Annotated in this window: 14 protein-coding genes; 8 read left to right on the forward strand and 6 right to left on the reverse strand. The window is 47.2% G+C overall.

Translation table 11 applies throughout. The features are described 5' to 3' along the window. Positions 1-12: 12 nt before the first annotated feature. Positions 13-687: an SDR family NAD(P)-dependent oxidoreductase gene (locus BBD42_RS24230; RefSeq protein ID WP_099520231.1), complete on the reverse strand. Its 675-nt coding sequence runs from the start codon at positions 685-687 to the stop codon at positions 13-15. Positions 688-929: 242 nt separating this feature from the next. On the opposite strand from BBD42_RS24230, the gene BBD42_RS24235 reads away from it, so the two are divergent. Further along, on the forward strand, positions 930-1,532 hold the full coding sequence (locus tag BBD42_RS24235; protein ID WP_099520232.1) for a TetR/AcrR family transcriptional regulator: 603 nt from the start codon (positions 930-932) through the stop codon (positions 1,530-1,532). 251 nt (positions 1,533-1,783) lie between these two features. Continuing rightward, a complete protein-coding gene (locus BBD42_RS24240) occupies positions 1,784-2,698 on the forward strand; it encodes an NAD(P)/FAD-dependent oxidoreductase (protein WP_099520233.1) in 915 nt (304 codons plus the stop codon). Between the two features lie 110 nt (positions 2,699-2,808). Here the strand turns inward: BBD42_RS24240 and BBD42_RS24245 are convergent, their stop codons facing one another. Then, a complete protein-coding gene (locus BBD42_RS24245) occupies positions 2,809-3,795 on the reverse strand; it encodes a YpdA family putative bacillithiol disulfide reductase (RefSeq protein WP_099520234.1) in 987 nt (328 codons plus the stop codon). A gap of 142 nt (positions 3,796-3,937) precedes the next feature. Here BBD42_RS24245 and BBD42_RS24250 point away from each other — a divergent pair, with 142 nt between their 5' ends. After that, positions 3,938-4,471, forward strand: coding sequence for an ADP-heptose synthase (locus BBD42_RS24250; protein ID WP_099520235.1), 534 nt, complete (start codon positions 3,938-3,940; stop codon positions 4,469-4,471). A 135-nt stretch (positions 4,472-4,606) separates the two neighbouring features. Here the strand turns inward: BBD42_RS24250 and xerS are convergent, their stop codons facing one another. Then, on the reverse strand, positions 4,607-5,680 hold the full coding sequence (xerS, locus tag BBD42_RS24255) for a tyrosine recombinase XerS (protein WP_056040649.1): 1,074 nt from the start codon (positions 5,678-5,680) through the stop codon (positions 4,607-4,609). A 250-nt stretch (positions 5,681-5,930) separates the two neighbouring features. Here xerS and BBD42_RS24260 point away from each other — a divergent pair, with 250 nt between their 5' ends. Both BBD42_RS24260 and BBD42_RS24265 read left to right on the forward strand, forming a co-directional pair. After that, entirely contained in the window at positions 5,931-6,593 is a 663-nt protein-coding gene (locus tag BBD42_RS24260) for a cell wall hydrolase (RefSeq protein ID WP_099520236.1), read from the forward strand. Positions 6,594-6,724: 131 nt separating this feature from the next. Beyond that, the gene (locus tag BBD42_RS24265) at positions 6,725-7,468 is read left to right on the forward strand and encodes a GH25 family lysozyme (protein ID WP_099520237.1); all 744 of its coding nucleotides are present in this window, start codon (positions 6,725-6,727) and stop codon (positions 7,466-7,468) included. A gap of 330 nt (positions 7,469-7,798) precedes the next feature. Here BBD42_RS24265 and BBD42_RS24270 read toward each other — a convergent pair whose 3' ends face one another. Together BBD42_RS24270 and BBD42_RS24275 are read right to left on the reverse strand one after the other, a co-directional pair. Beyond that, the gene (locus BBD42_RS24270) at positions 7,799-8,227 is read right to left on the reverse strand and encodes a DUF3995 domain-containing protein (RefSeq protein ID WP_099520238.1); all 429 of its coding nucleotides are present in this window, start codon (positions 8,225-8,227) and stop codon (positions 7,799-7,801) included. Continuing rightward, positions 8,224-8,829 carry a TetR/AcrR family transcriptional regulator gene (locus BBD42_RS24275; RefSeq protein WP_099520239.1) on the reverse strand — a complete coding sequence of 202 codons (606 nt, stop codon included), beginning with the start codon at positions 8,827-8,829 and terminating at the stop codon, positions 8,224-8,226. Before BBD42_RS24275 ends, BBD42_RS24270 begins: the two co-directional genes overlap by 4 nt. A 204-nt stretch (positions 8,830-9,033) precedes the next feature. Between BBD42_RS24275 and BBD42_RS24280 the strand changes: the two genes are divergently transcribed. From BBD42_RS24280 to BBD42_RS24290, 3 genes are read left to right on the forward strand one after another with little or no spacing between them, the layout of a single operon-like run. Continuing rightward, positions 9,034-10,479: an ABC transporter substrate-binding protein gene (locus BBD42_RS24280; RefSeq protein WP_099520240.1), complete on the forward strand. Its 1,446-nt coding sequence runs from the start codon at positions 9,034-9,036 to the stop codon at positions 10,477-10,479. Between the two features lie 29 nt (positions 10,480-10,508). Beyond that, the gene (locus BBD42_RS24285) at positions 10,509-11,462 is read left to right on the forward strand and encodes a carbohydrate ABC transporter permease (RefSeq protein WP_099520241.1); all 954 of its coding nucleotides are present in this window, start codon (positions 10,509-10,511) and stop codon (positions 11,460-11,462) included. Then, positions 11,459-12,292: a carbohydrate ABC transporter permease gene (locus BBD42_RS24290; protein ID WP_099520242.1), complete on the forward strand. Its 834-nt coding sequence runs from the start codon at positions 11,459-11,461 to the stop codon at positions 12,290-12,292. Before BBD42_RS24285 ends, BBD42_RS24290 begins: the two co-directional genes overlap by 4 nt. A gap of 300 nt (positions 12,293-12,592) precedes the next feature. Here the strand turns inward: BBD42_RS24290 and BBD42_RS24295 are convergent, their stop codons facing one another. After that, positions 12,593-13,321, reverse strand: coding sequence for a FadR/GntR family transcriptional regulator (locus BBD42_RS24295; protein WP_099520243.1), 729 nt, complete (start codon positions 13,319-13,321; stop codon positions 12,593-12,595). Positions 13,322-13,376 lie beyond the last annotated feature (55 nt).

Below are 13,376 nucleotides of genomic sequence, written 5' to 3' on the forward strand. Positions count from 1 at the left end.
CTATCCTTAATTTTAAAGTTTGGTCGGATCAATCCCCTCAGGGAATGTTTTTTCAAAACGATTCTTTCTTTCGTATAAATCATACCAAGCTTCTGCAATGAGATCCGGATCTCCCGCTGTGTCCGGCTGAATAAAGGTTCCGATGGAGAGATGTCCAACAAATATGCCTTTGTCTTTTAATTCATTGTGCAGGTTTGCCGCATAATTGCGAAGACCCGACATGACGATTCCGACATTTCCAATAAAGGGCAATGGGAACATGGCAGATAAGCCTGTTGTAAATAAAATCGCACCTGAACTATTATGGATCATGTCGGGCAGTACTTCGTTGGCGGCCACAATGGCGGGCAGCAAATGGCTATTGACTTGTTCTAAGACGTCTGCGGGCGTTGTTTCCAACACATGTCTAAATATATCCGGTCCTGCATAAGGGCTAAATTCGAGCACATCAATATGACCAAAATCTTGTTTAGCAGCTTGTAAAGCTTGCTTGAGAGAGGCCAAATCTGTGACATCCGCGACATAAGACCTCGCTTCAATATTTAACTTGCTTAGTTCATTGACAATAATGGCCAATTTCTCAGCGTTGCGTGCAATAGCAGCTACCTTAAAGCCTTGCTCCCCAAACTTTTTCGCAAGTGACAATCCTAATCCGGGTCCTGCACCAATTATTGCAATAGTTTTCATTTGCTATTCTCCCCATCCTTGACAGTTAATTTTAAAAGCGCCCAAACACGATGTCGCTTTTGCATCGGCATACATGCTATATTAAACGAACATGCGTTGCTTTAATAAAAATACAACCAATATCCAAACAGAACAACCAACAATAGGGTAGGGAATGTTGCTATAGCAACAACATCGAAAAATGGTCAGGTTAGTACTGGCTTTAAGATTCACTTAAAAACCTGATAGGAGGAGTGAACGAAGTGGGGACAAAAGTAAAGAATATACGAATGACGCAAACCAGGCAGTCTTTGATTAATGCTTTTATAAATTTAGTGAATGAAAAGGATTTTGAAAAAATTACAATTGCTGATTTAACAAAAGGAGCTCAAGTGAACCGTGCTACTTTCTACGCGCATTTCAATGATAAGTACGAATTATTGGACTACATTGTTGATGAATCCGCATCGGCTGTCGTTGAAAAACGCACCTCAGGAGTCGTGAAATTTGATGAAGAAAGCCTACGCCAGCTCGTACTCGCTGTATGCGACTATCATCAGCAGCCGAATATTCAATGCCGCCGCAGTTATTTAAGTTTAATCCCACAATTGAAAGAAAAAATGTTAATCGAGTTAAATAAATATTTATCCAATTGTTTAGCTGCCAAATATACGGACGTAGAGAAGAGCTTATATGTACCGATTTCTGCAAGCATCATCCTTGAGGCTGGCTACTTATGGGCTTCTGGAAATGTATCATTTGATAAAGAGACAATAGCCAATAAAGTTTCATTATTAATATGGGGAGGATATCATTTTTCCGAGAAAGTAGTTCAGGATATAAGGATGGCGGGGGAAGATACTTGAACATTTAAAATAATTTAAGCTTGAATTAAAGACTCATTTTGTCTATAATAGTCTTTGCAGCTCAATAATAGATATTAAGTGTCTGTAATAGTTATTTTTGAAAAGCATACAATGAGTTAAAAATGAACGAAAACGGTACCGTTCGTTTCTACATTTTTATAATCTCATCGCAACAGAAAACGATATTAAAGATCAAGAATATTTTTTTATTTTTCAATTAAAGGCATTAAAACTCTCGGAAGGTGGTTAATATGAAACAATTGATGGATGTGGCGATTATTGGTGGAGGGCCGGCAGGACTTAGTGCGGCACTTGTATTAGGCAGAGCGAGGAAAAGTGTCATCGTTATTGATGAAGAGCGCCCGCGCAATCGGGTGACGAAGGAGTCGCATGGCTTCTTGACGAGAGATGGTATTAAGCCAAGCGAGTTCCGCCAAATCGCGCGCCAGCAGATTAGTGTCTACCCAACTGTTCTTTTTGAAAACGACACAGCCATAGAGGTAACGGGAACCGATGGGGAATTTATCATTACGACTGCCAAAGGATTAACCTTCGGGGCCAAAAAGCTGCTTTTTGCCGTAGGGATGAAGGATCTTCCACTTGATATGGAAGGATTAACGGACGTTTATGGAAAAAGCGCATTTGTGTGCCCGTATTGTGATGGCTGGGAAATGAGGGATAGAAAGCTTGTCATAATAACCAATGGTGACCGTGCGCTACACTTCGCCAAAACGATAGCAGGGTGGACAAGCCAATATGCGATTTGCACCGATGGCCCTGACGAAATGACCGATGAGCAGCGTGAGGAATTAAAACGGCATGATATACCCGTATTTGCCTCGAAAATTCAGCGGATTGAAGCAGAAAATGGCAACGTTCAGCAAGTCGTACTGGAGGACGGCTCAATCATCGCTTGCGAAGGCATTTTCTTCGTGCCGAAATTGGCGATTGGATCGAATCTTCCTCAGGCTTTGGGCTGTGAAATGACAGAAGCAGGGGCTGTTATTGTCGATGATTTTGGCAAGACGAATGTGCCGGGCGTTTATAGTGCCGGAGATGCTGCTTCGCAAAAATATCAAGTCGTTGCGGCGGCTTCAATGGGATCAATGGCAGCTGTAAGCATCAATAGTGAATTATTGGGGGAAGCATGGAGCGCGCGGGGATAACCGTTTCATGACTGAGTAATAGAAGAGGCTGCTCATGCTCGGAGGTTTAGCGCATCACAATGCGCTCTCTCTTGCCATGGGCAGCCTCTAACGGTTACGGTGCTTGCATTTTATTTGTCTGCTGTGGTGTTTTGGGCGATATGCGCGGCAATTTTTCTACCGTGGAAGCGTCCGCTTTCAATGAAAATTTCATTCGCTTCATGTCGTGAAGCAACTACACCAGCGAGAAACAAGTTCGGCACATTCGTCTCCATCGTAGCTTCGTCGAAAAATGGATACCCTTCCTCAGCCATCACGACTCCCGTATCCGTCAGGAAATCCCGATCCGGATGAAAGCCTGTCAGCGCAAGCACAAAATCATTCGCAATCGTATGCTTGCCCTCTGGATCTTCAAGCGTGACGCTGCGGTCATCGATGCTCGTAACGCGAGAGCGGAAGCGCATGGCAATTTGTCCCTTGGCGACTTTGCTTTCAAAGCCAGGCTTCACCCAAGGCTTTATACTTGAAGAATAGTGCTCACCCCGATAAATGACGGTCACCTTCGCCCCGATGCGTTCGAGCTCAAGCGCTGCATCTATAGCGGAATTGCTGCCCCCAATAATTGCAACCTCCATGCCGGTATACGGATGGGCCTCGCGGAAAAAATGCGTCACCTTCTCCAGCTCTTCCCCAGGTATGCCCAAATAATTTGGATGGTCAAAATAACCAGTGGCAATAATAACATAGCGGCTGGAATAGGTCAGCGGTTCGCCAAAGCGATTCGTGCTGGAGAGCGTAAAGCGGCCATTTTCACGAACGACGCGCGTTACCGTCTCATAGGGATTAATCCGCAGCTCATGCCGCAGCGCCGCTGTGCGATAATAATTCATCGCTTCAAGCCGCGAAGGCTTGTCATTCGGCGTCGTGAAAGGAATGCCGCCAATTTCAAGCAGCTCCGGCGTGCTGAAAAAATGCATATAGGTCGGATACTGCGAAATCGAATGGACCAGATGGCTTTTCTCTATAATAAGGGGGCGGATTCCGATGCGCTGCAGCTCAATGGCCGCGGCAAGGCCGCATGGACCAGCGCCAATAATGATAGCTTCTTCTCTAATCATGTATGTACCTCCGATAATGATTTCCCAACTATTGTACTGCGACGTGTGGAATTAATGCAAATTTGGCGAATGGCTATCTTGTACACCAGTTGGATTATTGTATAATAATGTGGAAACGTTGTTTTATAGAAGGAGGTCAAACATGCCGCGACGGTTTGTAATAGAAGCAGTAATGGTGGCTACTTATGGTCACCTTCTCGTTCCAAGCAGCGCTATTGATTATGTTGTTCCTTATTCATCCATTTTGGAGCTATATGATATGAGAGACGGATCAGATCCTGTTATGGAAGATCCAGATGATGATGCTCATGTCAAAAATAAAATCGGCGAGCTGATTGCTTTTTTTGAAGATCCGCTCAATCGTAAAAAAATCGAACGCACGATGCAGGTGCCATGGCGGGAAAGCTCGCCGCTGCTGCTGAACGAGCGAATACAGTTTACAATTGTACATGCTGTGGACAGTGCACAATACGGCGAAGCATTCGATCCGATCGAAACGGAGCTGCTGCTGACCGCATTGAAATTTAATTTGCCGCTGCTGTCCGACCAGTTTGAGTTTCAGGATAAATTGATTCAAGCCGAGATTCCTGTGCAAATTTACGACATTGAGGATTTTGAGTTTGCGGTGGAAGAGGGCATTTCCGCTACAGATATGGAGTTGTCCAAAGATTTTTGAGCGAATGAATAGAACAATACGAAAAGCCTTCTTGCATAAGCAGAACGCCAGCTGCAGCCAAGAAGGCTATTTGACTTTAATTAGTTTGCATTTGCTGGTTGAATTTACTGCTGGGCTTCGCCAAATTTCCGTAAATTATTCCCGATCAATCGCTTCCGCCATCGTCTTATCGGTCAAATGGGCGTAAATTTGCGTCGTCTCCGGCGATGCATGCCCAAGCTGCTCTTGTGTTTTGTATAGGTCATTGCGCAAATAATAGTCAGTTGCGAACGAATGGCGCAGCTTATGTACGGATAAGTAGGGCTTGCCGAACCGCTTCGCATATTTCATCACCATCGCCTGCACGGCCCGTTTCGTCATGCGCGAGCCTTCTTTTTTACCATTCGCAATGGCAAGGAACAGCGCTTTTTCACGCTTTGGCGCTTTATAATGTGTGTCGCGCATTTGCAGGTATACTTGAAGGTCATCCACCGCTTCTTGGCGAAAATAGACCGGGGTTTTAAACGAATCGTCGTTTTTACCTTTGCGGTAAACATGCGCGAGCTTTTTTTTCATATCAATGTCATCGACGTTGAGATTAATGAGCTCGGATACGCGCAGGCCGGAATGCAAAATAAAGCTGATAATGCACGTATCCCGTATTTTGTTCAGCTCATAGGAATACAGCGCCTGCTTGTTGCCGGCAAGATCGCTTTCGTAGCCGCTGGCAATATACGCAAGAAACTCCCCAATCTCCTCCTCCTGCAGCAGCTTGCCTTCGAGCTTCGCCGCCGTATCCTTAGGCTTGCTTGTACGCTTAATAGCGACCTTTGCCATGACATTGCGCTTCAACAGCGGATAAAACTGCTCATCCTCAGCGATTTGGCTCAAATAATGAAACAGCGAGCGCAGGGAGGACAGCTTGCGGGTAATCGTCGTTTTACGATTATTATGGCTCGGATGGGTAGCGAGAAACATGCGGAAGCTGTCAATGCTGTCCATATGCAGCTGCTCCAGCTCGCTTAACTGAACATCCTTTATGACCGCCGCCTCAGAAAGCCCTTCCGTCACGAGCCAATTCAAAAAAAGCTCGTAATCCCTTACATACTCAAGCAGCGACGAAGGAGAGAGGTCGGGCAGCTTATAATTAATAAATTTCTCAATATACCAAGGCATAGATGGAACCCGTTTGTCCAGCTCCTGCCGATCCTTCACTTTAATAATGTTCAACTTATTTCACCTCTGCCCATCATCTGACCCTCATTATATCAGTTCCTTGGAGAAAACTCCCGTATACCGCGCTGGCCCACAGCATATGTTTGTCTGCTTGTTGATGCATTAGTAAATTCATGTAATTATGCGATTAAGGTTACTTTCGTTTAAATATTATGCTAAACTCATACGAGTGCTGAATTAAATAAAAAATATTTTTGAAAAATAATTTTTTGTACTTGTTTTACAGAGGAGGATTATTAGAAATATGAAAAATAATCGAATATTTCGCAATTGCTTAGCATATATATTTGCGATTTTTTTGGTCGTCAGCTTGCCGCTTCAAATCGCTGGAGCCGCGGCTCCAGCTACACTTAGCTATGGCAGCAAAGGGGAAGATGTTCCCGACGTTCAGTATCGATTAAAGATTTTAGGGTATTTTATGAATGCAGAGGTAACGGACTTCTACGGTAAAATGACGGAAGATGCCGTGAAACGCTTTCAAAAAGATTACGGCCTCCAAGCCGACGGCATTGCGGGCAAGCAAACCTGGAAGACGCTGAAAAAAGTAACCGTCAGCGAGCATGAGCTGAATTTGCTGGCTCGCATTATATTTGCCGAATCGCGCGGTGAGCCGTTCAAAGGGCAGGTCGCTGTAGGAGCTGTAGTAATGAATCGGTTGGCTTCCTCGCAGTTCCCTGATACGCTTAAAGGCGTCATCGAGCAGCCAGGCGCATTTACAGCGGTTGACGATGGACAGTATAAACTGCAGCCAGATTCCACTGCTTACAAGGCCGCTGTCGAGGCTATTGCCGGAAATGATCCGTCGAATGGCGCACTGTATTATTTTAACCCGAAGACTGCAACGTCATCCTGGATTTGGACGAGGGAACAGCTCATACAGATTGGCAATCATATTTTCGCTATATAAAAGCTTCATCTCCAGCACGCTGCTGCAAAAACTCGCCAGCTTCCCAAACATGGGAGGCAGGGCGAGTTTTTTTGTAGGCTTCACTTTGTCGAATTGGTATAATATTCATAATGATAGAAAGGGGCATCATTATGAAACGTAATAAGAAATGGCGAAATATAGTCATTGGCGGACTAGCTTTGCTCTTGCTGCTGGGTGTTTTAGAATATAAAGGGATCATTTGGCATAATTCCATATTTGCGAAAGCCTATGAGGTGAAAGGGCTGGATGTCTCGCATTATCAAGGCAAAATAAACTGGAAGCAAATAAAAGCGGCGGGGAAATATGAATTTATGTTTGTGAAAGCGACAGAAGGCAAGGATTATACCGATGAGTGGTTCCAAGCAAATTGGCAAGGAGCGAGGGAGCAGCGCTTTTTGACGGGAGCATATCATTTTTTCACAACGAAAAGTACGGGGGAGGAGCAGACGGCCCATTTTATAAAAACAGTTCCGAATGAGCAGGATAGCCTGCCGCCCGTCATCGATCTGGAAATCAGCCTGGACCATGAACAAGCGGGCGTACATAAGGAACTGAAGGCGCTGGCGGACGGCATGGAGGCGCATTATGGCAAAAAGCCTATTTTGTATGTGACGTATGATACTTATCATACTTATGTAGAAGATGTATCTGCTTTTGCTCCCTATGAAATATGGATTCGCGATATTGTTAAGCATCCGAAGCTTGGAGAGCGAGGCTGGCAGTTCTGGCAATATCATAACAGGGGACATGTGGCAGGGATTGACATGTACGTCGATATCAATGTGTTTAAAGGAAGCCGTGCTGCTTTTTTGACGCAGTTTTCGGACGCTCCTTCCATGCTTTTGGCGGACTAAGGTTCCGCTATTCTGGTTTTTGATCCGATTTCAGTCTGTACGCGGACAGGAAAGCCGTTATTGCAATGATTCTCCCGTCAAAATGGCGACGGACGGCGCAATAGCGGCTCCTGAGTCCGCCTATTAGCCATAACCCGTGATTATGTTAAAATAGCGGCTGCTGTGTCCACCAAGTCTATCTTTGTGCAGATAGTCAGCGCTGAAACGAAGCGCACGAAGCTGCCATTCGGTCCGCAAATTTACATTCATGAGTGGTGACCTTGCTGGTAGCAGAGTCAAGAGGTGTGATACTAAATTCATCTGAATCTGGTTCTCGCCATATTAATTTTGTTAGGGTTCCAAGGTTGCAGCTGCAAAAAAGGCGGCTGACAGCAGCAGGCAAAGCGGCGTAAACAAATACAGGTCGAACTTGGCAAAGCGGGTTATGCGGACTTTGCGGAAAAGGCCGACATAGCTGAAATCGCCAATCGTCCGCAGCATAAAGGCGGCTGCACATGCCCAGCAGCACCACTGGATGAAAGCCGCGCCTAAGAAAACGGGGAGCAGCCTTCCTTGCATGAGCAAGAGCATCGCCGCGCAAAACAGCAGGCAGGCTACGATCGACGTACCTGCTGCTCCCGGCACAAATAGGGTTTGCTGCGACCCCGCCTTCGTAGGCAATGCAGCGCTGGCGCCCCATTTGCCGCCAAAAGCCCAATAAACATGAATACCGCCTAGCAGCAGCAAAATGAACCCGCAAAAGGAAAGCCACAGCATCATGCGAATTCACCTCTCATTTTCAAGCCTTCCCAAATCACTTCAAAACGGCGCTCAAAGCCTGCCTGCATTTGCCATGCCTCCTCAACTGACGCTGCCCATGCTAATAGGGCGTGAAAATACAAGCCTGCGAGCACGGCTGCGACGTCTGCACTAGCGAGATAGCTTGGCAATTGCTTTTGCCGCTGTGCCTCATTCAGAAGGCCATCCAGCAGCTTCTCAAATTTATTAATGACATTAAATTCTTCCTGCATAAGCAGGGGAGAGCGCAGTATTTCCGTTATGGTGAGCTTCGCGAGCCCAGCGTTTACGGCATATTTTTGAAACAAGTCGCGAAATAACGTTAGCAGCTTTTCTTTTATGCCATTAATTAATGCGTATCGCTCAAGGTTTTCTCCCGTCACTTCCAGCTGCATCTGGCCCAAATCAAGGAGGATGGCTTCCTTGCGTGGAAAATAGTTATAAAACGTTCCTTTGGCAACGCCGCAGCTTTGCGTAATCTCATCAATGGTGACATTTGCAAAGCCTTTTTCCCGAAATAACTGCACGGCATGCCTAAAAATACGTTCTTTAAGCTCCTGCTTCCGCTGTTGTCTCAGCACCATGTAAGCACACCACTTTCACTATTAATGACTACAGTCAATAAATGACCACAGTCATTATTTTAATGTGAGCCCCATTATTTTGCAAGTTTTTGGCAAGCGCTAGAAAAAGTCCACCATTATAAATATATTCGAATTTTAAAATGTAACCGCATTCAATATGATAGAGCTGTACAAAGAGATTGCAATAACAAAGGGAGGCTTTATATGATCGCACGATTCAAAGGAAGATCAGCATTCACAGCATTGCTATTATCGCTAACACTCGTTGTGGCAGGATGCAGCGGAGCAGGCAACGGGGGAAACACGCCAGCAAGTGAAGGAGCCAGCAGCCAGCAGCCTGCGGAATCGCCGAAAGGCGAGGCGACAGCGACGCCAGAGGAGAAAGAGCCTGTAACGCTCAAGTTTACGTTTTGGGGAAGCCCGCAGGAGAAATCGGCGATGGAGCAGGCGACCAAAACCTTTACGGAAAAATACCCGTGGATTAAAGTCAACGCCATTCACATTCCGGAAGCTGACTATGATGCGAAAATTACGGCGATGGTTGCAGGCAACGATTCCCCGGATCTCGGTTATATGCACGGAGAGCTTGCTGACCCTTGGCAAAAGGAAGGGAAATTCGTCAATCTGTTTGAATTGCTCGATAACGACGGAGAGCTAAAGCGCGAGGATTTTCTCGACTATATTTGGTTCAAATCTTCCGAGGATTTTGCTTACGGCATTAGCACAGCGGGCGAGACGTTCGGTTTATTTTACAACAAGGATTTGTTCGATCAGGCGAATGCCGCGTATCCGCCATCGAAGCCGGATGAAGCTTGGACTTGGGATGAGTTTGTCGACGTTGCCAAAAAGCTGACGATTGACAAAAACGGCAAAAACGCCTCGGAAGCGGATTTTGATCCGAAAAACATCCGCCAATACGGCGTTTCCTTTGAAACCTGGCATGGCCCTGTACATGCAACGGTCATTAACAATGAAGGCGAATGGATTACAAAGGATGGCAAATTCGGCTTTAGCCAGCCGGAGGCGACGGAAGCGATTCAGCGCCTAGCGGACTTAATTAATGTGCACCATGTTGCGCCATCTCCGGTACAAATGAAGTCGATTCCTTCGCAGGCGGTTGCGCTGCAATCGAAGCTGGTTGCAATGTCGATGCATGGACAGTGGATCAATCTCGATCTCGGGGCGGCTGGCGTAAACTACGATATTGGCGTCCTGCCAAAAATGAAGCGCAGCGTGCCAATGGGCATTAGCGGGGCATCGGTCATTTACCAATCGACGAAGCATTTGGAGGAAGCGTGGCTGCTGACGAAATTCCTGGAAAATCCGGAAGGCTCGATTGACCTCTACAAGGGCGGCCTCTGGATGCCAACAATGACGAAATGGTACACCGATCCAGAGCTTGTGGCGAAATGGGCAGAAAATAACCCGGCGCATCCAGCGGGCTTCAAGGATGCGATGATGAACAATCTGTTGAATAATGGCGTTCCGACCGGCTCTTATTATATTAAAAATTTCTCGAAGGTGAATGCCATTACCTTCTCCGGCATGGATGAAGTATGGCTAGGCCGCAAAACAGCGGCAGAAGCGATGAAGGAAGTCGAAGCGAAGGTGCAGCCGGAAATCCAGGGCCGCTATGATGTGAGCGAATAAACGATAAAACGAGTTTGGAGAGAGCTGTTATGAAACCACTGGCAAGCGTTCATGAGCGTGAATTAAAGGCGGAGCGCGGAGCTGGGCAAAAACGGAAATTCGGAGAGCTGGGCTTCGGCCTGCTCTTCGCTTCTCCAGTGCTGCTGGGCTACGTCATTTTCGTCATTGTGCCGATTGCGGCAACCTTCTATTTGGGCTTTACTTCCTACAGCGTCGGCACTGTGCCGAAATGGATCGGCTTTGACAATTATGCCAGCTTGTTCAGCGGGGCAGATCCCTTTTTCTACCCAGCCGTGAAAGCAACGGTTTATTATGTTGGACTGAGCGTGCCGCTGGGCATTATTTTATCGTTTTTTTTAGCGATACTGCTGAATCAGCAGGTTGCGGGCAAAAGCTTTTTTCGCGGCGTCTTTTATTTGCCCGTTATAATTCCGCTTGCAGCGTCCTCGATGGTTTGGATGTGGCTGCTGCAGCCGGATTTTGGGATCGTCAATTATGCGCTGGATGCGCTGCATTTGCCAACGTCCAGATGGCTCGGCGATACGACCTCCGTTGTGCCGACCCTTATTTTGTTCAGCTTCTGGACGCTGGGCAATACGATCGTTATTTTTCTAGCAGGCTTGCAGGGCATTCCTGCCCATCTGTATGAGGCCATTGAGCTCGACGGAGGCAATCGGCTGCATAAGCTGATTTATATTACGATTCCGATGAGCTCGTCGATCATTTTTTTCAATACAGTCATTGCGTTCATTAATGGGTTTCAGACGTTTGTGCAGCCAGCCGTTATGACGCAGGGCGGGCCTAACAATGCGAGCTTGCTCTATGTGCTGTATTTGTTCAATGAAGGCTTCAAGTCTTCCCGAATGGGCAGCGCCAGTGCGATTTCCGTCTTGCTGTTTCTCGTCATTATGCTGTTCACCGCAGCGATTTTCTACTTCTCCAAGTCTTTGGTCTATTATGAGGGCAAGGAGGAACGCAGATGAAAAAGCACTCATTGGGCAATCGAATCGTTATTTACGCGCTGCTTATAGCAGGCAGCCTGTTTTTCCTGTTTCCGATTTTTTGGATGCTGCGCACCTCGCTCATTAATATGGGCGATCTGTATCAAATGCCGCCGAAGCTGCTGCCGGACGATTTAAGCTGGGAAAATTTCGAGCAGGCGCTTGGCGCTTATCCGTTTGGGCGATTTTTTCTTAATAGTACCATCATTACAGCATCGGCGATGCTGGGCGTGCTATTTTCCAGCTCGGTCTGTGCCTACAGCTTCTCGCGCATTCACTGGAAGGGCCGCGACAAAGTGTTTGGGTTTATATTAACGGGGTTAATGATTCCGTTTTTCGTCGTCATGATTCCGCAATATGTGTTCTGGAATGCGCTGCATTTGACCGATACGTTCGTACCGCTCATTGCACCTGCGTGGTTTGGAGGCGGCATATTCAACATTTTTCTGCTGCGCCAGTTTTTCTTGGGTATTCCGACGGAGCTGGATGAAGCTGCTAAGGTGGACGGAGCCGGACATTTCCGCATCTACCTGCAAATCATTTTGCCGATTGGCAAGCAGGCGATGATTGTGGTTGGTTTGCTTACATTTTTGGCCAACTGGAACGATTATTTAGGACCGCTGGCTTTCATTACCTCAGAGAGCAATTACACGCTCATGCAGGGGCTGACGCTGTTCCAAGGCTCCTATTCGGCGCAGTGGCATCTGATGATGGCGGCAACTTCCGTTATTGTTATTCCTTCGCTGATCGTCTTTCTCGTAGCGCAGCGGCATTTTATTGAAGGCATTGCCATGACGGGCATAAAGGGGTAGCAGGGGAAGAAGGACGTAGGAAAAAGAAGAGGTTCATGAAAAATAAAAAGGGAAGGCGCCTGCTTGTTCAAGCAGGCGCCTTCCCTTTGCTGCAAATATAAGAAAGTATAAGTTTCCCTCTTATACTCCGCTTATATTTCCCGGACTGAAACGCGCCGCGCCGCCAAATGGCGGCGATAGCCGTTTCACCTTGAAATATAAGAATTTATAAGTTTTACACGTATAAATGGGCTTATATTTCTCCGACAAAGCTCTTCGGTCGTCCCAGAAGGACGACGAAGTCGTTTTTGCTTGGTGCATTTAGCCGCTGGCCAGCTTGCCAAGCAGCACGGACTCCACCTTGGAAATATGCGCCTCCATAAGCAGGGATGCGTCTGCTGGCTGCTGTGCAGCAATGGCGGCATAGATGGCCTGATGCTCATCCAGCAAACGCTCCGCTGTTGCTCTCTCTGCATAAAACCACAAAGCCCGCGTATCCTTCATGCTTTCGTGCAGCTTGGCGGACAAGGATTCCATCATCTCCAGCAGCACGGGGTTATGGGTCGCCTTCGCAAGCTCCTGATGGAAACGGATATCGGCCTGTTCGCTGAAGGCTTCGTCGCCAAGGCGTTCATGCATGCTCTGCAAAATGGAGGCCAGCGCTTCAAGATCGGCTTCGGTCCGATTGCGGGCAGCCAGTGCAGCGCAGCCCGTTTCCAGCACCTTGCGCACCTCCAAAATATGGCGCAGCGTCTCCGCACGGTCCATCCACGCTTCTTCATAGAGAAAGCTTGGAGCCGATAGGGAAGCAGGCTCTGGAGGAGCTGTGACAAACGTGCCGCTGCCTTGGCGAATGTTCAGCCTGCCCATGGCCCGCAGCGCGCTTAATGCCTCGCGGATTGTAGACTGCCCAACGCCATAGGAGGCGGCAAGGTCGGCAACAGAGGAGAGGCGATCGCCTGGGGCGAGCGAGCCGTCGTCCATTTTTCGTTTAATATCGTTCATGACCCACTCATAGCTTTTGAGCGGCCGGTTTGGGCTAATGTCCATAATAACTCCCTTCAAACAACGAACTGCCGTGCTTAAAAATAGCGCTTTCGCTTTT

The sequence above is a fragment of the Paenibacillus sp. BIHB 4019 genome, from assembly GCF_002741035.1.
In the GTDB taxonomy this organism is placed as follows: domain Bacteria; phylum Bacillota; class Bacilli; order Paenibacillales; family Paenibacillaceae; genus Pristimantibacillus.

Excerpts from the sequence above, each read along its gene's own strand:
- BBD42_RS24230 (WP_099520231.1), bottom strand. The coding sequence starts at position 687 with ATGAAAACTATTGCAATAATTGGTGCAGGACCCGGATTAGGATTGTCA.
- BBD42_RS24240 (WP_099520233.1), top strand. The coding sequence starts at position 1,784 with ATGAAACAATTGATGGATGTGGCGATTATTGGTGGAGGGCCGGCAGGA.
- BBD42_RS24245 (WP_099520234.1), bottom strand. The coding sequence starts at position 3,795 with ATGATTAGAGAAGAAGCTATCATTATTGGCGCTGGTCCATGCGGCCTT.
- BBD42_RS24250 (WP_099520235.1), top strand. The coding sequence starts at position 3,938 with ATGCCGCGACGGTTTGTAATAGAAGCAGTAATGGTGGCTACTTATGGT.
- BBD42_RS24260 (WP_099520236.1), top strand. The coding sequence starts at position 5,931 with ATGAAAAATAATCGAATATTTCGCAATTGCTTAGCATATATATTTGCG.
- BBD42_RS24265 (WP_099520237.1), top strand. The coding sequence starts at position 6,725 with ATGAAACGTAATAAGAAATGGCGAAATATAGTCATTGGCGGACTAGCT.
- BBD42_RS24270 (WP_099520238.1), bottom strand. The coding sequence starts at position 8,227 with ATGATGCTGTGGCTTTCCTTTTGCGGGTTCATTTTGCTGCTGCTAGGC.
- BBD42_RS24275 (WP_099520239.1), bottom strand. The coding sequence starts at position 8,829 with ATGGTGCTGAGACAACAGCGGAAGCAGGAGCTTAAAGAACGTATTTTT.
- BBD42_RS24280 (WP_099520240.1), top strand. The coding sequence starts at position 9,034 with ATGATCGCACGATTCAAAGGAAGATCAGCATTCACAGCATTGCTATTA.
- BBD42_RS24285 (WP_099520241.1), top strand. The coding sequence starts at position 10,509 with ATGAAACCACTGGCAAGCGTTCATGAGCGTGAATTAAAGGCGGAGCGC.
- BBD42_RS24290 (WP_099520242.1), top strand. The coding sequence starts at position 11,459 with ATGAAAAAGCACTCATTGGGCAATCGAATCGTTATTTACGCGCTGCTT.
- BBD42_RS24295 (WP_099520243.1), bottom strand. The coding sequence starts at position 13,321 with ATGGACATTAGCCCAAACCGGCCGCTCAAAAGCTATGAGTGGGTCATG.